At 39.8% G+C, this 20,691-nt stretch carries 17 protein-coding genes and 1 pseudogene; 10 read left to right on the forward strand and 8 right to left on the reverse strand.

The genetic code is table 11. The features are described from left to right. Positions 1 to 687: 687 nt before the first annotated feature. The 6 genes from GQR47_RS11520 to cyoE all read left to right on the forward strand — a co-directional run bounded on the left by GQR47_RS11520 (position 688) and on the right by cyoE (position 6,253). On the forward strand, positions 688 to 1,107 hold the full coding sequence (locus tag GQR47_RS11520) for a hypothetical protein (RefSeq protein WP_002958097.1): 420 nt from the start codon (positions 688 to 690) through the stop codon (positions 1,105 to 1,107). Between the two features lie 322 nt (positions 1,108 to 1,429). Further along, a complete protein-coding gene (gene cyoA, locus GQR47_RS11525; protein WP_165723814.1) occupies positions 1,430 to 2,389 on the forward strand; it encodes a ubiquinol oxidase subunit II in 960 nt (319 codons plus the stop codon). Positions 2,390 to 2,391: 2 nt separating this feature from the next. Next, complete coding sequence (gene cyoB / locus GQR47_RS11530) at positions 2,392 to 4,380, forward strand: cytochrome o ubiquinol oxidase subunit I (RefSeq protein WP_024596558.1); 1,989 nt, start codon at positions 2,392 to 2,394, stop codon at positions 4,378 to 4,380. Continuing rightward, positions 4,377 to 5,003, forward strand: coding sequence for a cytochrome o ubiquinol oxidase subunit III (gene cyoC / locus GQR47_RS11535; RefSeq protein ID WP_002958100.1), 627 nt, complete (start codon positions 4,377 to 4,379; stop codon positions 5,001 to 5,003). The genes cyoB and cyoC overlap by 4 nt, the downstream gene beginning before the upstream one ends. Continuing rightward, positions 5,003 to 5,359 (forward strand): cytochrome o ubiquinol oxidase subunit IV, encoded by a 357-nt coding sequence (gene cyoD, locus GQR47_RS11540; protein WP_002958101.1) that lies wholly within the window; start codon positions 5,003 to 5,005, stop codon positions 5,357 to 5,359. The genes cyoC and cyoD overlap by 1 nt, the downstream gene beginning before the upstream one ends. 9 nt (positions 5,360 to 5,368) lie before the next feature. Continuing rightward, complete coding sequence (gene cyoE / locus GQR47_RS11545; protein ID WP_165723815.1) at positions 5,369 to 6,253, forward strand: heme o synthase; 885 nt, start codon at positions 5,369 to 5,371, stop codon at positions 6,251 to 6,253. 101 nt (positions 6,254 to 6,354) lie between these two features. Here the strand turns inward: cyoE and GQR47_RS11550 are convergent. The 4 genes and pseudogenes from GQR47_RS11550 to GQR47_RS11565 form a co-directional block, all read right to left on the reverse strand. Then, positions 6,355 to 7,021: pseudogene (locus tag GQR47_RS11550) on the reverse strand (hypothetical protein). Between the two features lie 173 nt (positions 7,022 to 7,194). Then, a complete protein-coding gene (locus GQR47_RS11555; protein WP_165723816.1) occupies positions 7,195 to 9,177 on the reverse strand; it encodes a phytase in 1,983 nt (660 codons plus the stop codon). Positions 9,178 to 9,188: 11 nt separating this feature from the next. Next, entirely contained in the window at positions 9,189 to 10,163 is a 975-nt protein-coding gene (locus tag GQR47_RS11560; RefSeq protein ID WP_165723817.1) for a metallophosphoesterase, read from the reverse strand. Positions 10,164 to 10,224: 61 nt separating this feature from the next. Continuing rightward, positions 10,225 to 12,528, reverse strand: a complete 2,304-nt coding sequence (locus GQR47_RS11565; RefSeq protein ID WP_165723818.1) for a TonB-dependent receptor — start codon at positions 12,526 to 12,528, stop codon at positions 10,225 to 10,227. Between the two features lie 297 nt (positions 12,529 to 12,825). Between GQR47_RS11565 and GQR47_RS11570 the strand changes: the two genes are divergently transcribed. Both GQR47_RS11570 and GQR47_RS11575 read left to right on the forward strand, forming a co-directional pair. After that, a complete protein-coding gene (locus tag GQR47_RS11570) occupies positions 12,826 to 13,746 on the forward strand; it encodes a GGDEF domain-containing protein (RefSeq protein WP_165723819.1) in 921 nt (306 codons plus the stop codon). Continuing rightward, the gene (locus GQR47_RS11575) at positions 13,730 to 14,731 is read left to right on the forward strand and encodes an AraC family transcriptional regulator (RefSeq protein ID WP_165723820.1); all 1,002 of its coding nucleotides are present in this window, start codon (positions 13,730 to 13,732) and stop codon (positions 14,729 to 14,731) included. Before GQR47_RS11570 ends, GQR47_RS11575 begins: the two co-directional genes overlap by 17 nt. Position 14,732: 1 nt before the next feature. On the opposite strand, the gene GQR47_RS11580 is transcribed toward GQR47_RS11575, so the two are convergent. From GQR47_RS11580 to ettA, 4 genes are all read right to left on the reverse strand, one after another. Continuing rightward, positions 14,733 to 15,236, reverse strand: coding sequence for a TlpA disulfide reductase family protein (locus tag GQR47_RS11580; protein WP_138489503.1), 504 nt, complete (start codon positions 15,234 to 15,236; stop codon positions 14,733 to 14,735). Positions 15,237 to 15,298: 62 nt separating this feature from the next. Beyond that, positions 15,299 to 16,207 (reverse strand): histone deacetylase, encoded by a 909-nt coding sequence (locus GQR47_RS11585; RefSeq protein WP_024596551.1) that lies wholly within the window; start codon positions 16,205 to 16,207, stop codon positions 15,299 to 15,301. 53 nt (positions 16,208 to 16,260) lie between these two features. After that, positions 16,261 to 16,626, reverse strand: coding sequence for a PilZ domain-containing protein (locus tag GQR47_RS11590; protein ID WP_002958114.1), 366 nt, complete (start codon positions 16,624 to 16,626; stop codon positions 16,261 to 16,263). Positions 16,627 to 16,780: 154 nt separating this feature from the next. Further along, a complete protein-coding gene (gene ettA / locus GQR47_RS11595; RefSeq protein WP_024596550.1) occupies positions 16,781 to 18,454 on the reverse strand; it encodes an energy-dependent translational throttle protein EttA in 1,674 nt (557 codons plus the stop codon). Positions 18,455 to 18,676: 222 nt separating this feature from the next. On the opposite strand from ettA, the gene metA reads away from it, so the two are divergent. Beyond that, the gene (gene metA / locus GQR47_RS11600; protein WP_002958117.1) at positions 18,677 to 19,624 is read left to right on the forward strand and encodes a homoserine O-succinyltransferase; all 948 of its coding nucleotides are present in this window, start codon (positions 18,677 to 18,679) and stop codon (positions 19,622 to 19,624) included. Continuing rightward, positions 19,614 to 20,687 (forward strand): homocysteine S-methyltransferase family protein, encoded by a 1,074-nt coding sequence (locus GQR47_RS11605; protein WP_024605362.1) that lies wholly within the window; start codon positions 19,614 to 19,616, stop codon positions 20,685 to 20,687. The genes metA and GQR47_RS11605 overlap by 11 nt, the downstream gene beginning before the upstream one ends. Positions 20,688 to 20,691 lie beyond the last annotated feature (4 nt).

A 20,691-nucleotide genomic window follows, 5' to 3' on the forward strand; every position in this document is an offset into this window, starting at 1 on the left:
GAAGATGTTGTCAGTGTGAAAGGCAACTCAAGTTCAGTGGTGACTGAGTTTGAGTTGTTTTTATTCCCTACAATTGCCACGCAGTGTAAACCAAAAATCTTTATATTGTGTGTGAAGATGTTGTCAGTGTGAAAGGCAACTCAAGTTCGGTGGATTCACTTCCATAAAGAACGAGTTTGAGTTGTTTTTATTCCCTACAATTGCCACGCAGTGTAAACCAAGAATCTTTATATTGTGTGTGAAGATGTTGTCAGTGTGAAAGGCGGCTCAAGTTCGGTGGTGACTGAATTTGGGCTGTTTTTATTTGTGCCACACAATTATTACTCCCTCCTGAAAACCTATAATCCTATTAAATATTTCTCTTTAAATTGTTTTTTATTTTAGCTAACCAAATGTTTTTTATCGTGTTATTTTTTATTAACAAAATAGCTTCGAAAGCTTAACTCAAATTAATTGATTTTTAGTTGAACAGAAAATTCTCTTTGTTATACTCACGTTCGAACTTTCAGTAAGTTTTGAAAGTTTGGTTGATACGGATCAATTTTCGCTAGGTAAATATGTGCTAGCTGGATTTGATTGTATTTAGCACCTGGTTTTAGGGTTTACAACAGCAATGTTTTTTAAATTTTTCCATTGCAAACTGTATTACTCTAATTTTGTTATAGTCATTTTAGTAGGTTAATGTTTTTGAACACACTTTCTTTGCATCATACAGCTACGGAACTTGCCTCTGGCGAGCCGCAGACGTGTGAACGCTTGAATAAAGCAGGCAAGGGCGTGTGTGTAGCTATAACTTTATTAGTGTTTAATACTGTAATGTTGCTAAGCGGTGCACTAGAGGATGCCTTCAAGCTTGAAGCGCTATTAAGTGATGGGTTTATTGTAGAGCCACTGTTACTTAATCTTGCGCAATTTTTAGCTCATCCGATCATATCAAGTCAGTTACTTATTGGCCTTTGTTGGTTATTGTTCCATATTTGTCCAGCGCGTCGTGCTGGCATAATCCTCCGTAAAGCAGCCTTTGCTTTTAGCGAGGCTAAAGTTCTTCAGCCTGTGATCTCTTCACATGGTTGTCGTGCTCCACCTAGCTTTACAGGTTGCCTGTAACGCTGCATCTTGTTGCTGGTTTTAATTATTTGTTCTTGCTGTAAATAATTAAGGTTAGCTAAAACAAAGTAGCTCCGTGTTTTTTTAAACACATTTCAGCCAACCACCACTCACCCAAGTTAACTTTTATTACGTTATATAAATGCGTTTAGAAAGCTGGGTTTGTTGCTAGGTCATTAATGGCATGAGCTTTAGGTTTTTTTGAATAGCCCCCTTATTTTTATAATTTAATTCTAGTTAACTTGGGTTTTTATTGAAAAATCGTTGCTTTGGTTTTTATTTTAAGCAGCAAATTGAAACTCTAGGTTTGTAGGATACTCCCTTGTTAATTCGTAACCTTTGTAATATTGCTTTAGCTAGTACAGTGCTGGCGTTGTCAGGCTGTAAAGGCGGGATACTCGATCCAAAAGGGCAGATAGGCATTGATGAGAAAAATTTAATCATCATCGCAACCGTGCTTATGTTGCTTGTAGTCGTTCCCGTTATTGTGATGACTTTGTATTTCGCTTGGAAATATAGAGACACTCAAAACCAAGAAATTTATGCTCCAAAATGGGCTCATTCAAATAAAATTGAAGCCGTTGTTTGGGCTGTTCCTATTGTTATTGTAATCATTTTAGGTGTTATTACCTGGCAGTCTACCCAAGACTTAGACCCCTATAAACCCATTGAAGGTAAAGGTGAACATCTTACTGTTGAAGTGGTTTCACTAAACTGGAAGTGGCTATTTATATATCCTGAGCAAGGTATTGCTACGGTTAATGAATTAGTGTTCCCAGCAAATGTACCTGTTGAATATAAAATCACCTCAGAGAGCACAATGAATTCATTTTTTATTCCGCAATTGGGTAGTCAAATATACTCAATGGCTGGGATGGAAACCAAGCTTCATTTAATTGCAAATGAGCCAGGTACGTTTAAAGGCTTTTCAGCAAATTACAGCGGCGCAGGTTTCACTGGCATGAAATTTAATGCCATTGCTACACCTACTCAAGCAGACTTTGATAAGTGGGTGAGTGATGTGAAAGCGAATTCAAGCGCTAATAACCTGACTCATGCAAATTATGTTGAGCTTGCAAAAGCAAGTGAAAATAACCCAGTAGCATATTACGGAAAAGTTGATGACGGCTTATTTCATACCATTGTTATGAAGTATATGCAGGCGCATGGCGATATGAACAAAAAACACCATGCATTGGGCGAACATGGGCAAATGAGTAAAAAGCATCATGAAATGAGTGAGCACTCAATGCCTTCATCTCACAGCCAAGGCGAGGAATAATAATGTCGTTATTAGGTAATCTTTCACTCGACGCAATTCCGTTTCATGAGCCAATTCTTGTGTTCACGATGTCGGTTATTGCGATAGCTGGGCTTATTATTGCCGGGCTTATTACAAAGTATAAAAAATGGGGCGTGCTTTGGCGCGACTGGATCACGTCTGTTGATCACAAACGCTTAGGCGTAATGTATATTCTTTTAGCACTAATAATGCTGTTTCGTGGTTTTTCTGATGCAATAATGATGCGTGCGCAGTTGGCACTTGCTACCAGTGGTGCGCCAGGTTATTTACCACCAGAACACTACGACCAAATATTTACTGCCCACGGCGTAATCATGATCATATTTATGGCAATGCCATTTATGATTGGTCTAATGAACATCGTATTACCACTTCAAATTGGTGCTCGCGATGTTGCTTTTCCATTTTTAAATAATTTAAGTTTTTGGTTTACAGCCAGTGGTGCAATTTTAATTAACTTATCACTTGTGTTTGGTGAGTTTGCAAAAACAGGTTGGGTGGCATATCCGCCGCTTTCGGAGCTGACCTTTAGCCCTGGGGTGGGGGTCGATTATTATATTTGGGCCTTGCAAATATCCGGGCTCGGTACACTTCTAACAGCCGTAAACTTTTTAGCAACCGTGTTTAAAATGCGTGCACCAGGTATGACCCTAATGAAAATGCCAATTTTTACATGGGCATGTACATGGGCAAACATCTTAATTGCAGCATCATTCCCAATTTTAACTGCTGTACTTGCAATGCTAACGCTTGACCGTTATCTAGACTTCCACTTCTTTACCAATGAATTGGGCGGTAACGCCATGATGTACATCAACCTGTTTTGGGCATGGGGTCACCCTGAGGTATACATATTAGTATTACCAGCGTTTGGTATTTTTTCTGAAATTATTTCGACCTTTGCCGGTAAACGTTTGTTTGGATACAAATCGATGGTTTATGCCAGCGGTGCAATCTCAATTTTAGGCTTTATTGTTTGGTTACATCACTTCTTTACTATGGGCTCAAGTGCTAACGTTAACGCGTTCTTTGGGGTAATGACTATGGTTATTGCCGTACCAACTGGGGTTAAGTTGTTTAACTGGTTATTTACTATTTACCGAGGTCGATTACGTATAAGTGTACCGGTACTTTGGACTCTTGGCTTTATGGTTACCTTTACCGTAGGCGGTATGACCGGTGTATTACTTGCCATTCCTGGCGCCGATTATGTACTGCATAACAGCTTATTCTTAATTGCACATTTCCATAACACAATTATTGGTGGTGCTGTGTTTGGTTACCTGGCCGGTTTTGTATTTTGGTTCCCTAAAGCAATGGGCTTTAAACTTAATGAAAAATGGGGCAAAGCATCATTTTGGTGTTGGATTATTGGTTTCTTCGTAGCATTTATGCCGCTGTACGTACTTGGTTTCTTAGGTATGACACGTCGCTTAAACCACACTAACAACCCAGATTGGAACATGTGGTTATACATTGCCGCAGGCGGTGCTGTAATTATTATGTTTGGTATTATCAGCCAAGTAATTCAATTATATGTGAGCTTTAGAGACCGTGAAGCGCTTGACGATACAACAGGCGATCCGTGGAACGGCCACACACTTGAGTGGGCTACAAGTTCACCTCCGCAAATTTATAACTTTGCAACAATTCCACATATTGATGATATTGATGCATGGACCGATATGAAAGAAAAAGGTCAAGCATATCAAGATAAAGCAAACTACAGTCCTATTCATATGCCTAAAAACACATCAGCTGGCGTGTTAATGGCAGCAAGTTTAACAGTATTTTGTTTTGCAATGATTTGGCATATTTGGTGGTTAGCTGTGGTTGGACTAGTAGGCGGAATTGCCATATTTATCAAACGTTGTTACACCAGCGATGTAGATTACTATATACAACCTGATGAAATTGCACGCATTGAAGCTGCATATAATTCAAGTGGCGTTAAGGAGTTAAAAGCGTGAGTACACTTTCTGCAAATTTAGACTCTGTATCACACGATGATCATGCCCACGCGCATGATCACCACGATACTTCGGGTGATACCGTATTTGGTTTTTGGTTATACCTAATGACCGATTGCCTACTGTTTGCCTCGTTTTTTGCCACTTACGCTGTGTTATTTATGAACACAGCCGGTGGCGTATCGGGTAAAGATATTTTTGAACTCGACTTTGTAGCAGTAGAAACTGCAGCACTACTGATTAGTAGTATTACTTTTGGTTTTGCCATGATTGCCGCTCAAGGGCAAAAAAAGGCACTAACACTGACTTGGTTATTTGTTACGTTTTGTTTAGGTGCTGTGTTTATTGGTATGGAAGTATACGAATTTCATCACCTAATTGTGCATGGCAATGGTCCACAACAAAGTGCCTTTTTAACATCGTTTTTCTCATTAGTTGGCTTACATGGTTTACATGTAACAGCGGGTCTAATTTGGATGACCATAATGATGATTGAAGTTGCTAAACGCGGCTTAGGTAAAGCAACCGTAACGCGTTTAAGCTGCTTAAGCCTATTTTGGCACTTCTTAGACATTGTCTGGATTTGTGTATTTACCGTTGTTTATTTAATGGGAGCAATGTAATGAGCCACAGCGAAACGCATGCGTTAAAGCAAACGCAAAGTGATCATCATGATGAATCTCATGGCAGTGTTAAAACTTACTTAATTGGCTTTGTGCTATCGGTAATTTTAACTGCTATACCGTTTTACATGGTAATGGAAGGTGACTTCTCAAAAGCAACAACGCTTTGGAGCATTGTTACTTTAGCAATCGTACAAATTTGGGTGCATTTAAAATACTTTTTACACCTTAATTTTACCACCGAAGATGGCCGTGCAAGTACTTTTTCATTCCTATTCAGTGCTCTGATCATCGTAATGGTTGTTGGGTTATCTGTTTGGATCATTTATGAATCTAACGCAATGATGATGTACTAGGAGTTGAAGATGTTTCGTCGTTATTTATCAGTGACAAAGCCGGGTATTATTATGGGCAATTTGATCAGCGTAGCGGGCGGGTTTTTACTTGCCTCGCGCGGTGATATAGACCCATGGTTAATGATTGCCACATTAATTGGTTTGTCGCTAGTGGTTGCATCAGGTTGCGCTATCAATAATGTTATAGATAGAGACATAGATGTGGCCATGGCGCGTACTCGTACGCGGGTTACAGTAACGGGCGAAATGTCGGCCTTTGCTGCACTTAGTCACGGTATTTTATTGGGTGTTGTGGGCTTTGGTTTACTTATCGCCTACACCACTCAAGCCGCGGTATTTTTTGCAGCCTTTGGCTACGTAATTTATGTAGGGGTTTATAGCCTCTACATGAAACGCAACTCAGTATATGGCACTTTTGTAGGCAGCCTTTCTGGCGCTGTACCGCCAGTAGTAGGTTACTGCGCCGTAACAGGGCTGTTCGATATGGGCGCATTAATACTGCTAGTCATGTTTAGCTTGTGGCAAATGCCGCACTCTTACGCTATTGCTATTTTTCGCTTTAAAGATTATCAAGCTGCAGGTATTCCTGTATTACCAGTAGCGCAAGGTATCGACAAAGCAAAACGCCATATCGTACTTTACATTGCTGTATATGCCCTAGTTGTGATGTTACTGCCAATTACTGGCTACACAGGTGCTGCTTTTATGGCTGTTGCTTGTATTACCAGCTTTTGGTGGTTGCTAATGGCGCTGCGCGGTTATCGTCGTAATATTGATATGAGTAGCTGGGCACGTAAAGTGTTCGCATTTTCAATTATTAATATTACAGCGTTAAGTATTGCTATGGCTGTTGATTATCATAGTGTTGCTCCACAGCTATTAACGCTTACCTAATTTAAAAATTTTTAACTATTCCAAAGTTAATCCAAAGGCTCGAAAGGGCCTTTTTTTATGCCTAAATATTAAAATAATTGAACATCAGTATTCTCACCCTTTTACTTTCTAAAATCATCAGCATTGTAATAAAGTGGTTTAAGGGTGCCGCAGTTAATAAATTTATAGGTAAGCTCATTTTCAGCTGGGACACGTTTTGAGGTACGAAGCTTTTGCATACATGCATTAACTAAATCAACAAAAATAAGATGGTTATAGCTCGGCGCTTGTTGAATTTTATGAATATAAATATGCTCAGTACCGCCTAGATTAATCATGTCGTAATCTTGCCATTGCGATGATTCACTTAAATCTTTTAGCTCTCTGGCATACAGTTGCTTACTCAGTTCAAGCTCTTTTTTTGAGTAAATTAAACTACCACCTTGTTGATAATCACCCTCGTAAATATCGGCAATAATCGTAATTTCTTCACCACGCATTAAATGTTGAATATTAAACGCTTGTGGCTTAACCGTGATTAGCTCAGCATTTCTAACAAAGTTTAAGAGTGCGACATCGGGGGGTTCCTATTTTATAAACAACTTGCACATCATCTGGAGAATTATAACTAGGTAAGTTAATCGCAATTATAGATGAGCCTTGATTAACCAAAGCCATAGGATGCTCAGCATTGTAAGCGGGGTCTACCGGTGGTAGTTCTGTTTTTTCTTCTTCTGCTACAGCAAAGCCACTTAAAGTAACTAGTAATAAAGTAAGTAGTAGGCGCATTATAATCTCAATTAATTTATGAGCTTAAATTTTAGTATAAAATATACATTACATTGAGTTAATTGCACTTAATACTTAAACGCCAAGCATTGTATAAAAGGCTCAAATGAGCCTTTTATACAATTTCAAGGTAATCTCAAAGCGACATTAAAATAATGGCGACTAAATAAGCACTACTTAATTGCTTTTTTTACTTCTCGCCAATCTATTATTTTAAAGTTTTGAGGCTGCTGTGGCATACGATTATAACCATCTTGTACAACTAAAATACCTTCAGGATAACCCGGAAGAGACTTAGATGTTACTGTTAACCCGTCGGTTTCTGATGAGCCATCAATACCATTAACCAAATCACTTATTACACTAAACTTACCTGCAAACTCTAAGCTAGGTGTTTTAATGCCCGCAGTACCATTCTTTATTTTATACAGTACGTAGCTGTTATCACCTTGGCTCGAAACAACTAAATAACGTGTTTTGTCGCTGTGGTAAATTTCCATACCTTCAACATCATCAACAAGTTGCTCATTTATACCTTGCAGCATAACCGGTGTACTGCCTGCCGTTGGCTCTGCACCTATAAACCAAATACCGGCATCTTCTTCGCCTACAAATAATTGTCCTAGTTCATCATCTGCACTACAGCCTTCTGGTTGGCTTGGTAGGTTAAACTCGCGAACAAGTTTACCTGTTATTTTTTCGTTATTCTCACTGATTTTATATTGCTGATATAGCCCCGATTTATCATTTACAAATACATAGTTCCCCGTATTTGACGAGTACATACATAAGCCATAAATTTCATCAAGATTGGTATTAATATCAGCAATGTACTTCACACTATTATTAGCTTGTACTGAAAATACACTAATACCGTTAAGCGTTCGGTTACTGGCAGTTATTAATGTATTGGTACTGTTTTTAATCGTGCTATTTTGTCGCAGGTCTACGTTATTTAAACGACCAACTTCAAGTGACTGTTCAAGCTTGCCATTTAGGCTGTATACCATTAGTCCACGGCGTTTATCGGTGCCTAAAATTAAGCTGTTTGCTGCATCTTTAGGGTTAACCCAAATTGCCGGATCGTCTGCTGCATCACCAAATGCTTGAACGGGAGCCGTTTGTGCACTTGCCTTTATTTGAGTGATTGATTGAGTGTTGGTTTTTAATGATTTTATGATAGGTGTTACAGGTAATGTACTTTTAATATAAGCGCCTGTTTCGTCGTTATACAGCACTGCCGTTGCCGCGTTGTTACTTGTGTAATTTACCGCTACCGATTCTAAGCTCAAGTCACCATTTAACATCCAGTTATTAAGCATTTTACTAATTGGATCATAAGCATACACAGTATTGTTTTTGGTACTAGTAAACCAGATAATACCATCTTGCGAAGCTGAAATAGCTCCTAGTTCACTGTGTAACTTTCCAAAGGGGGCGACTAAAGCAATCGGTTTTTTATCTGCTTGCGATTCCGCGTTCGCGTTTATTGCCCAAATGCCTACTTCGCTTTCACTTACATATAAGGTATTTGTTGTTGTACTTACAGCACAACCCGACGCCTCACTAACGCCAGAAAATTCACGTACATTTACGTTAACCGCTTTATTATTCGCTGTATCAAAAATAATAGTTTCGGTAATTAGCCCGCGTACATCAGGTACAAATGCCGATATTGATTCACTCGCTTTATTAGCAAATAAACACACCGTATCGGGTTGTGCTTGTGGTGGGTTAATGCGGGTTAGTTCAATTGTATCCCAGCCACTTTGAGTGTGCTCAAGCTTAAATATAACAACGTTATCTTGATTGTTATCAATAGTTGCAACCAAAAATGAGTGTGCTGTTAGCTTAGTGACAGCAAGCGCTTCAAAGTTACCTTTTTTTATAATGCGGCTTTGTTGCGTTTCACTTTCAACTAACACTAAGCCTTTGCTTTCGCTTGCTAGCAACCAATTGTTATTATTTAACCATGCCGCTTGTGAGCCTTGCATGTTATCTGTTGGACCAAATTCAGTACTATTAATGACTATTTTATCGGATGTGTTTTTTACTGCCGTATTTGTAGCCATATTACTATTGCTACACGCACTTAATGTACTAAGCACTAAGCTACTTACAATTAAGCTAATAGATGTTTTTAATTTAAAGTTCATGTTGTAACCCTTTATTGGTCAAAGCGCTTTTGAGTGCTGTAACGCACTTCGCCTTTATAGTTAATAGCCGTTGCTTTTAGTGCTTCATTGTTAATCGAAAAGCTCAAAAATCCTGGAGTAGCTTCTGCAAAACGCGTAAATTCACGTTGTTTTACGTAACGCGCTTCGCTACCACCACCAGATACAAAGTGGTCGAGTTTACTGCCATCTATTTGGTTATGTTGCAGGTCATGTTCGTGTCCTGCTATGTATGCTTGCACACCATTTTGCTCAAATATGGGCTCGAGTAAATTACGTAAACCTTCAGTAAGTCCGTAACGTTTTCCACTGCTATAAAGTGGGTGATGACCAACCACTATTTTCCATCGTGCCTGGCTATTTGATAGTTGGCTATCTAACCATGTTAATTGCGCTTGGCTGTTTTGCCCTTGAGTTGCTTTGTATTTTTCGCGTGTTTTGTATTCAGGATTTAAAGTATTAGTGTCTAAAAACACCATTAATATCTGCTCGCCACCTTTTAAAGTAAAGGTTTTGCTGTAATAGCGTGCAGGTAAATTCCAGCGCTGACTTTTTTTACTGTAATCAAGTTGTGCTTGCGCATTACCTAAATAATCATGATTACCCAGTACTACATACCAAGGCTCGAATGTATGTGGACCATGGTAAATATCTTCATAGGCACTTTGCCAAAGCGGGTCGTTAACACTTGCCACGCCATTGGGATAAAAGTTATCGCCAGTTGAAATAGTAAAATCACCATCCGTTTGAAACATCGCTATTTCTAACTGGTGTGCTACGTCTTTTTGATAAAAGTGCCCGTTATGTCCCCAATCACCAATAACCGTAAAATTTAAGCTCTTAGGCAGCACCGTCAAGTTGGCAATTTTTTGTTGCTCGTATAATACATCTGTGTACGTTACGTTTGCCAATACGCTTTGTATACTGCATAAGCCAAGTGTTATTAGCAGTAATGTTTTTTTTATCATTATAGTTCTCTCATGTTTGGTAGCGCTAAATAAAGTGATTAGCATTACCTCATAAACTTATTTAAAACGCGTAACGCAGCATAAGTTGATAAACCGGTCCCGCTTCTTCAGATTCAATTTCGTACTCATCAAAGCTTCTACTAAACTGATCTTCAACGGTATCAAATTTATTAAAGGTTTCGTCTTTACTTGCATCAAGTAGGTTTGAACCCACCAAGCGTAGCGTTACATCTTCCCAACGTTTTTCTAAAAACACTTCAAAGTCGGCACTGTAAGATGTAGTTATTTCTTCACCTACAATACGTCCATAGGCATCACCTTGCTTACGGTAAGTTACGCCAAATGCAGCTTTGAGTTCGGGTAAGTCTTGAATAAACCCAATGTTATAAACGTAGTCTGATTGGTCGTTAAATTTGCGAGTTCCAAAAAAATCGGTTACTTCACTATCAAGCCATGAGTAGTTTAAAAATACACCCGTATTAGGCATGCTAAATGCGCCAAGTGGAGTAGATAAATCAAGCTCAACTCCTTTAACATTACCATCGCCGGTGTTGCGTGGTTGCAGTACAAATGTACCTTCGCCCTCAGAGCCTTCTTGTCCTGTATTTGCTATTTCTATTAGGTCATTTACTTTGCGATAAAATAAATTAATACCTACAACGCCACTTTTTCCTAAGCGATACTCGTAGCCTAAGTCCATACCCCAAGCTGATTCTGGTTTTAATTCAGGGTTCCCTAGTTGGTCGTTATCGCCAAGCTCTTTTTCGATAAGTGCCGGCGTTAAAAAATCAAACTCAGGGCGGCGTAAACTACGCGCAATCGATGCACTTATACGCCCATTTTCGCTAACGTTATAACGAAAGTGTGCCGAGGGGAGGATAAAGTCGTAACTATTATTTTCGGTCACGCCAATTGTTTTATCATTAATTTTAGAATCGGTAGACTCCCAGCGAACGCCCAGCTCCCAAGCAAATAAATCATCTTTGTGCTTAACAAGGGCAAATAAGTCAAAGCGATCTTCTTCTAAAGTATTTACACCACCAGTAACCGCTTCGTACTCGCTATTAAATGCAGCAAGCGTTAAAGGTGATGCTGCGTATTGATCCCAACTGGTAAGTGCAAGTTCTAATTCGTTTTGCGATTCTAAAATTTCACTGTCGCGTTTTTTATTTTGTAAAAATGCACCAAGCTGAATTTCTTTGCTGTCACCCCAAGGTTGGCTGTGTTGCCACTGTAGAGTCCATTCTTTATCGTCTATGTTGCTGCGAGCTTGTTCTTCTTCAAATATCATTGGCAGCTCAGACGTATCTAGTTCTACTTCTTGCTCATAAACAGACTCTTCAAACCGAGCAAAGCCAAATTTAAACTTACTTGTGCCGCTTAGTAGTGGAAATTCATAAGCGGTATTGATGTTGTAATTAGTTTGGTCAATATATTTAACATTGGCATTATCTGTTTCTAAGTTACCGCCATTTACAATATCGTTATTGGTTGCAGTTGGGTCGTTGTATTCAAATGAACGTTCATCCTCAGTACGCTCTGTATCAACCCACATAGCGCTAATATTAAACTGACTATCGTCGTCAAAAACAATTTCGTAGCTGGAGTTAAGTGACGTGTCGTCGCCATCGCGAGTGTCTGATTGGTCTTCGCGGTTATCAAACTCTTCTGTTTGAAAATTTATATTGTTTTCAGGGCTATCGCCGTAGCGCAAACTAGTTTTTTGTTTTGGGTTATATCTGCCTTGTAAATTTGCACCAAGTAATAAGCGCCCACCACCAAATTCAGTACCGTACACAGCAGCCAAGCTTTCTTTAAATTCACCATCGTCATAAAGCAAGCCACCAGCACGCAAGTAACCGCCATCTAAACTGTAACCATCGCGCAATACAATATTTAATGTGCCCGCAATAGCATCGGCTGAGCGGTTAGCACTTGATGAGCGAATAATTTCAACGCGTTCAATTAACTCAGCCGGAATTCGGTCAACAAAAAATGAACGGTCGGCACCAGCGCCAGGTACTTCTTCACCGTTTATAAGCACCTTTGTATAAGCAGGGCTTAACCCCCGCATACGTGCACCATCCGATTCAAGCACATCCGATAAAAATGTAACACTGGGTACTCGTTTTAATGCATCACCTGCGGTCAATGGTTCAAAACGTTGAAAGTACTCTTGTGAATATTCTAAGGTTGGTGCGAGTTCGTCTGAGCGGTTTCTGTAGCCAATTTCACCGTATACAACAATTTTGTCAGAAACTTCGATGTCTTTTTTTGTGGTTTCTTTTGCATCATCTTCTGCATAAGCCGTTAAATTACATAAGGCTAATGCGGCTACCAGTGCTTTTATTTTAAAGTCTTTCATTGTATTTGCTCTTGGTTATTGCTGGGTTGTTTCTTGATATGGCGAGCAAGCTAAAGATATTTGATTACGTAAATGTGACAGTGTTCAGTTTAACTACATGTATTTAGAGGTGTTTGAGCAATATCTAGAGCGTATTGAGCTTTTATCACTCCTCGTAAAGTCAGGTGTTATGTACCGTGCAGGGCTGTTTTTAAAGTAGGTATCATTTAGTTGTCATATAGCTGAGCTAATATGACCCTGCTAACAAAAACTTGTATGAACTAACTTTAAAACTCATTTATAAACGAGATACCGCACATGCGATTTAACCCCTTTATCAGCCACCGATTATTAATAAACGCTATTATTGCGATGTTTTTTAGCGCTGTGTTTTTAAGTAGTTATTTAGGTGTATTAAAAACTTACGCCAGTATTCAGTGGCTCGATATTATGGGGGAGGGCGGTATTGTATTAATGACTCTCGTATGGATTGCCGCGTTATTAATTTCAAGACCACCGGGTAAAGTAACCACTTACTTAGTGATAGGTGTTGGGTTATTTATGTTCTCGGCAACCCTCGATTTACTTGATGAATGGCTAATGCATCCCGCCCATCAATGGCTCAGTTGGATTGAATCTCTGCCAGCACCTTTAGGCATGTTGTTAACGAGTGTGGGTTTGTATTATTGGCATCAAGAGCAGTACGTATTAAATCTTCAGCTACGCCGCCGTGAAGCGCATTTACGTGAGCACGATAAGGTGTGTTCAGTTACAGGTCTTTATAAGGCGCAGTACCTAGATTCTGCAATTAAAGAGCAACTTACGAGCAAACAACCACTCTGGCTTGGGGCTATTGATATTCGTGATTTTTCGCATTTTAATAGTGAGTTTGGCTTTAGTGAGGGCGACCGGTTACTGCGTGAAATTAGCGAGCTATTGTTAATGAATTGCCGACTAAGTGATGTAGTGTGCCGCTACGCAGGAGATTGCTTTATGGTATTGATGCCAGCCACCACAGAGCAGCAAGCTAAAGAGTTGATGGCACAAATTAAAGGAGCTCTAAAGCATTGTGCATTTAAAGTTGAAGCATCTAAAAAAGCAAAGTTTCAATATGTCACTACCGCCTTAATACAAGGTAATACGCATAGCAGTACAGGTAAACTAACAAGCCAATTGCATAGTCAATTACAACAAAAAAAGCATCAACTAAAAGTAGCGCACCGTGCACATGTTTGTTAGCCAAGACGACAAATATTTAAGCGCTCAAGGGCTTATTACGTCAGCTGTAGAGCTTGCTCAAAGCCGAAACATAAATTTACATAAGCTGCTACGCGGTACCGGTATTTTTGAACAAGACTTACTTAATTTTCAGCATACATTTAGTGTGTCTCAGCAGGTGCGTTTATTAGCTCAATTTAAGTTGTTGATGAAAAGTACTGACAGTGGTTTTTTACTCGGTAGCCAACTTATTAACGACACTCGAGCCGAAGCTCAGGCATTAAAATATAGCGATAATTTAGCTCAAGTATTAAAGCAATTATCACTTTTAAGAATGCAATTAGCGCCTTTGCTGTTTAGCCAAACGTATATTAAAAACGATAATGTTTATATTTATATTCAGCCAGCACATGGGTTTGATGAAAGCCTTTACCACTATGTGCTAGAGATATACAGCACTGCATTTTATAGTTTACTTAAACGAGTGAGCGAAAGTTACCCGCATTGTCAGTTTGACTTTGCTTTTAAACGCCCTCGGCATATTCAAGAATACGAACAAAATTTAGGGCTAAAGGTAAATTTTGATAAGCCATGTACTCGCTGGGTATTAAATAAAACTATGTTAAGGGCTAAAAACCCGCACGCGAGTCAATTACGATTTATGCAAGCGCAGTCGCAGCTACATAATAAAAGCGTAGTTAGCATGACTTTTATTGAAGCCGTCTGCAGATACTTATACTCTCACCCAAGTGCTAATTTAGAGTGCACCGCAAAGCACTTTGCTATGAGCTCAGCTACATTTAAGCGCAGACTCAAACTCAATGGGGTACGCTTTTCAGCGTTAATAGATGAGCAAAATAAGCACAAAGCTATTTACCTACTTACTCTGTGCGCTAAACATAACGAACAAGTCGCTGAACATTTAGCTTTTTACGATATACCTAACTTTCGGCGCGCCTTTAAACGCTGGACAGGCTTAACACCTAATCAGTTAAAAGCGCAATAAGTTACTCAGTTGCCATGTCTATGGAGTGCAACAATGTTCGTGCATTTAAATGAAGATTTGGATCTTCTGGGTTTGACGTATTAGTCAGCCAAATTACATTGCCTTCTTTATTTACAAACAATGTAGTAGGTGTGCCTCGTATACCTAATTGCTGTGCTATTGCATCGGCTTTTACAGCTGTTTTAAAAGTATAACCTCTTTCGCTAAGTGCTTTAGCGGGAGTAGCATCGTCATCTTCTTTAAAGCTCACGGCAATAACTTTTAAGCCCATATCATCAATTTTTTGAAGTGCTGGCTGTAGCTTTTTACAGTACGGGCACCACGTTGCCCAAAAGTGTAAAACGTAAGGTTGACCTAATAAATCTTGAGTGTTGAGTGGCGACCCATCAGCCATTTGTAAATTTAATGTAGGCAATTTAGGATATGTTGCTTCTGAGCTTGTATCTTGTGCGTAAGCTGTAAAGCTTAATAAAATTAGCGTGATGGTAATAAATAGCTGTTTCATAATATGCTCTTTTTTATTTTACATATTAAACAAGAACGATAATTTAACATTTTCATTTCAAACTAAAAGCCAGCAGCTTGTTCAACAACAATAGCGTGGCGTTTAGCGAGGCGTAGGTGATCTCTATCGTAACCTCCACCTATCACAGTAGCTACAGGTGTATTGTGTTCAAGGCAGCGTTTTAGCACTAAATGGTCACGTTTAGCTATGCCATCCCAGCTAATATCTAACTTACCCAAGCCATCACCTTGCCAAATATCAACGCCAGCATCGTAAAGTACTAAGCTTGGGTTTAGCTCTTTAAGTAAATAACTTAGTGTTTCGTTAACTATGGCAAGGTATTCGTCGTCCTTCATATTATTTGCCAGGCCAATGTCTAAATCGCTAGCGGACTTTCTAAAGGGGAAGTTTTTTTCACAATGGATAGAGCAAGTATACGCATAGGGTTGATGCTGTAACATTGCAGCTGTGCCATCACCTTGGTGCACGTCTAAATCAAAAATAAGTACGTTAGTTACCTCACCCGATTTAATTAAAGTTTGCGTGGTAAAGGCCAAATCGTTAACCATACAAAAACCTGAACCAAAGTCATTATGTGCGTGATGTGTACCACCAGCAAGATGACACGCTATACCGTGTTTAAGTGCTAAGCGGGCTGTCTGTAGCGTTCCTTGAGGGGCTGTAAATGTACGTGCCATAAGCTCTTTTGACCAAGGTAGACCAATGCGACGCATGGCTTTTTCATCTAAGCGGTTGTGCCATAAATCTTGGATATAATTATCGCAATGCACAAGCTCAAGCGGCTCTGGCGTGCCTAATATTGGCTCAACTAGGTTACTGCCGATTAAACCAAGCTCTGCAACATGTTGATATAAATGTGCAAATTTACTCATTACAAAGCGATGCTTAGGATCAAAGCTAAACGAGTAGTTAGGATGGTATACCAAAGGCAAATGAGGATTTAAGCGCATATTTACAAGCTTTATAAAGTTTGCGCTATGGTAATCAACTTAAGAGAATGAGTCTATTGTGAGTCATTAATAAGTGACGCTAATTCGCGATGCAGTAGCTCATCATCGGCTAAGTTTAGCTCTATTAAACGCTTTAAATAAGTAATACTGTCTATATCAATGTGATGGCATTTTAAACCAATATGATCGGCTTCAATATGGCAAATCACTACTTCCATTTTTATTTCTATATCGCTTTGAGGTAATGTAAAACGCAGTATTGCTTGCGTATTGTGGCTGCCAATAAATGCATCACAATTAGTAACCAACGCGCCATGTAACGATAGATCGAGTAATTTACACGGATACTGTTGGCTATCAAAACATAACAGAGCGTTAGTTGAAAATAGCACACGAGAAAACTGTCGACGATTTTGCATAACCTAATTTAGCCTTACTGTTTTTATAATAAATTAAGCATAGCGGGTAATTCTCTACATGCTAGCAAGATGTACTCCTGTAATGCTGGTGACATAAAAAAGCCCTGCAAAGTGCAGGGCTTAAGTTATACAAACATAAAATTAACCAATATTTTTAGCCAATTTTTTTGTACTTAATACGTTTAGGTTGAGTTGCCTCAGCGCCTAGGGTCTTTTTAAGCCACTCTTCATATTCAGTGTAGTTACCATCAAAGAAGTTAATTTGACCTTCATCACGGTAATCTAAAATATGTGTAGCGATACGGTCAAGGAACCAACGGTCATGCGAGATACACATTACACAACCTGGGAACTCTAAAATAGCGTTCTCCAGTGCACGTAGTGTTTCAACGTCCAAGTCATTGGTTGGCTCATCGAGTAGTAACACATTGCCGCCAGCTTTTAATAACTTAGCAAGGTGTAAACGGTTACGCTCACCACCTGATAGGTCTTTAACAAACTTTTGCTGATCGTTACCTTTAAAGTTAAAGCGACTTACATATGCTCGGCTTGGGAACTCAAAGTTACCAATTTTCAGTACGTCTTGTCCGTCTGATATTTCTTGGAAAACAGTTTTGCTTTCGTCCATACCGTCGCGGAACTGATCAACAGTAGCTAGGTGTACTGTTTCGCCAACGCTGATGTTACCGCTGTCTTGCGTTTGCTCACCGCTTATCATTTTAAACAGCGTTGATTTACCCGCGCCATTCGCGCCAATAATGCCCACAATGGCACCTTTTGGCATGCTAAAGCTTAAGTCATCAATTAAAACTCGATCGCCAAAACTCTTACGAAGATTAGTTACTTCAAGTACTTGGTCACCTAAACGCGGACCAGGTGGAATAAACATCTCGTTAGTTTCGTTACGTTTTTGGTAATCAGACTGCTGCATTTCAGTAAACTGAGCCATACGTGCTTTTGACTTAGCTTGACGACCTTTAGGGTTTGAACGAACCCATTCAAGTTCTTGCGCAATTGATTTTTGACGTGCTTTTTCAGATTTTTGTTCTTGCTGTAAGCGCGCATCTTTTTGTTCAAGCCAAGAAGAGTAGTTACCTTCCCATGGAATACCTTCACCACGGTCAAGCTCTAATATCCAACCAGCTACATTATCAAGGAAGTAACGGTCATGCGTTACAGCCACAACAGTGCCTTCGTAATCGTGTAAGAAGCGCTCTAACCATGCAACCGACTCAGCATCCAAGTGGTTAGTAGGTTCATCAAGGATAAGCATGTCTGGTTTTTCAAGTAATAATCGACATATAGCAACACGGCGACGCTCACCACCTGAAAGGTGCTCAATTTTAGCATCCCACTCTGGCAGGCGAAGTGCATCAGCTGCGCGTTCTAAAACGTTGTCGATGTTATGACCATCGTGCGCCTGAATAACAGCTTCAAGCTCGCCTTGCTCTTTTGCAAGTGCGTCAAAGTCAGCGTCTTCCATGGCGTATTCGTTATACACTTCGTCAAGACGTTTAAGTGCATGTTTAACTTCGCCAACAGCTTCTTCAACAGTTTCACGTACTGTTTTACTTTCGTCTAAAACAGGTTCTTGCGGTAAATAACCAATTTTAGTACCAGGCTGAGGATGTGCATCACCTTCAAAATCTTGGTCAACACCGGCCATAATACGTAGTAACGTAGATTTACCAGAACCGTTTAAACCAAGCACACCAATTTTAGCGCCAGGAAAAAAGTGCAACGAAATATCTTTTAAGATAGTGCGCTTAGGTGGCACAACCTTAGATACTCGACTCATCGAGAATATAAATTTATCAGGTAAAACCATGGAGGAAAGCCTTCAAATAATAATAAAAATTTCAATGTTGTATTGTAGTGGCTGACGGGTGAAACAGTCAACGAATGGCGGGTTTTAAAGCACCAAAGGATGCTTGTAAGTAAAGTATAAAATCATGAATAAATTTCATTTGGACATCTATACATCTAGAGGTTGATATTTTTTACTTTCAGTTCATAATTAAGCCTCGGTTTTTATGAGCAGGAGTAAAGTATGCCAATTACAGTAAAAGACGAGTTGCCGGCAATTGCACGTTTACGTCAAGAAAACGTATTTGTAATGCCAAAAAGTCGTGCAAAAACGCAAGAAATACGCCCAATGCGTTTGGCTATTTTAAACTTGATGCCTAATAAAGTAGAAACCGAAGTTCAGTTTATTCGCTTACTTGCCAATTCGCCTTTGCAAGTAAACGTAGAACTACTGCGCCTCGACACTCACCGCAGTAGCAGCAACTCAGAAGAGCACCTTGATACCTTTTACCGTTACTTTTCTGAGGTTAAAGACAACAATTACGATGCATTAATAGTAACCGGTGCGCCACTTGCGCATTTAGAATACGACGATGTAGCGTATTGGGATGAGCTAAAGGTCATTATTGATTGGGCTGAGCAACACGTTACCTCTACGTTATTTTCGTGTTGGGCAGCGCATGCAGCGTTATATCACCGTTACAATTTAAAACGCGATTTAAAAGACGATAAACTGTGTGGCGTATTTACTCACCAGTGTTATTTTGATCACGGTGCACTGACTCGCGGATTCGACGATACCTTTTTGGTACCGCACTCACGCTACGGCCATATTGATATAAATAAAATAAACGCCTGTGAAGAACTCGTTGTACTGGCAGGTTCTGAGCGAGTAGGGGCTTACTTACTTAAAAATAAATCGGGTAGCCAAGTGTTTATAACCGGCCACCCAGAGTACGACGCCGACTCGCTAAAAGCAGAATACGAGCGCGATTGTAAAAAAAGCCCTAATGCACCAAAGCCCGAAAATTACTTTCCGGATGACGATGCAACCAAACAACCTTCAAAAACGTGGCAAAGCCATGCTTTTTTACTTTTTTCGAACTGGTTAAATTACTACGTGTACCAAACCACACCGTATGATATTAATTTAGTTAGCCAAGACGTGAGGACTAACAACTATGCCGAATAACGCGCCTACAAATAATAAGCAAGCCGAAATAAGTGCCGCATTAAAAGAACGCATTTTAATTTTAGATGGCGCAATGGGCACCATGATCCAAGATCATAAGCTAGAAGAAGAAGACTATCGCGGAGAGCGTTTTAAAGACTGGCATGTATTAATTAAAGGTAATAACGATTTATTAAGCCTAACCAAGCCCGACTTAATCACTGATATTCATCGTGGTTTTTTATCAGCGGGCGCCGATATTATCGAAACCAACACGTTTAACTCGACCACTATTTCGATGGAAGATTACGACATGGCAAACCTAAGCCGTGAAATAAACCTAGAGTCGGCTAAATTAGCACGCGCAATTTGCGATGAATTTACGGCTAAAACGCCAGAAAAACCGCGCTATGTAGCCGGTGTTTTAGGGCCGACATCTAAAACGTGTTCAATTTCGCCAGACGTAAACGATCCGGGTTACCGAAACGTTACTTTTGATAAGCTAGTTACTGCGTATGTAGAGTCTACCCTTGCATTAATGGAAGGCGGCGCCGATTTAATACTAATCGAAACTATATTCGACACGCTTAATGCAAAAGCCGCCTCGTTTGGTGTAGAAGAAGCCTTTGAACAAGCAGGGCGCACATTACCAGTTATGATCTCGGGCACTATTACCGACGCTTCTGGTCGTACGCTTTCTGGGCAAACAACCGAAGCATTTTATAACTCTATTCGCCATATTAAGCCTATTTCGATTGGTTTAAACTGCGCGCTTGGCCCTGATTTACTGCGCCAATATGTAGAAGAGCTTTCGCGCGTGTGCGAAACCTTTACATCGGTACACCCTAATGCGGGCTTGCCTAATGAGTTTGGTGAATACGACTTAGAAGCGCCTGAAATGGCAGCCGAAATTATCGATTGGGGTAAATCGGGCTTTATTAATATAGTAGGTGGATGTTGTGGCACCACGCCTGCGCATATTCGTGCTTTTGCAAAAGGTCTAGCGGGCGTTAAACCACGCCAATTGCCAGAGCTTGAAGTACGCATGCGTTTATCAGGCCTTGAAGCCTGTAACTTAAATTAAGGAG

This window comes from Pseudoalteromonas sp. Z1A2, assembly GCF_011378755.1.
Classification (GTDB): Bacteria; Pseudomonadota; Gammaproteobacteria; order Enterobacterales; family Alteromonadaceae; genus Pseudoalteromonas; species Pseudoalteromonas distincta.

What these genes read in the sequence shown, in the direction of transcription:
- cyoB (WP_024596558.1), top strand. Translation starts at nt 2,392, where the DNA reads ATGTCGTTATTAGGTAATCTTTCACTCGACGCAATTCCGTTTCATGAG.
- cyoD (WP_002958101.1), top strand. Translation starts at nt 5,003, where the DNA reads ATGAGCCACAGCGAAACGCATGCGTTAAAGCAAACGCAAAGTGATCAT.
- cyoE (WP_165723815.1), top strand. Translation starts at nt 5,369, where the DNA reads ATGTTTCGTCGTTATTTATCAGTGACAAAGCCGGGTATTATTATGGGC.
- GQR47_RS11555 (WP_165723816.1), bottom strand. Translation starts at nt 9,177, where the DNA reads ATGAACTTTAAATTAAAAACATCTATTAGCTTAATTGTAAGTAGCTTA.
- GQR47_RS11560 (WP_165723817.1), bottom strand. Translation starts at nt 10,163, where the DNA reads ATGATAAAAAAAACATTACTGCTAATAACACTTGGCTTATGCAGTATA.
- GQR47_RS11565 (WP_165723818.1), bottom strand. Translation starts at nt 12,528, where the DNA reads ATGAAAGACTTTAAAATAAAAGCACTGGTAGCCGCATTAGCCTTATGT.
- GQR47_RS11570 (WP_165723819.1), top strand. Translation starts at nt 12,826, where the DNA reads ATGCGATTTAACCCCTTTATCAGCCACCGATTATTAATAAACGCTATT.
- GQR47_RS11580 (WP_138489503.1), bottom strand. Translation starts at nt 15,236, where the DNA reads ATGAAACAGCTATTTATTACCATCACGCTAATTTTATTAAGCTTTACA.
- GQR47_RS11585 (WP_024596551.1), bottom strand. Translation starts at nt 16,207, where the DNA reads ATGCGCTTAAATCCTCATTTGCCTTTGGTATACCATCCTAACTACTCG.
- GQR47_RS11590 (WP_002958114.1), bottom strand. Translation starts at nt 16,626, where the DNA reads ATGCAAAATCGTCGACAGTTTTCTCGTGTGCTATTTTCAACTAACGCT.
- ettA (WP_024596550.1), bottom strand. Translation starts at nt 18,454, where the DNA reads ATGGTTTTACCTGATAAATTTATATTCTCGATGAGTCGAGTATCTAAG.
- metA (WP_002958117.1), top strand. Translation starts at nt 18,677, where the DNA reads ATGCCAATTACAGTAAAAGACGAGTTGCCGGCAATTGCACGTTTACGT.
- GQR47_RS11605 (WP_024605362.1), top strand. Translation starts at nt 19,614, where the DNA reads ATGCCGAATAACGCGCCTACAAATAATAAGCAAGCCGAAATAAGTGCC.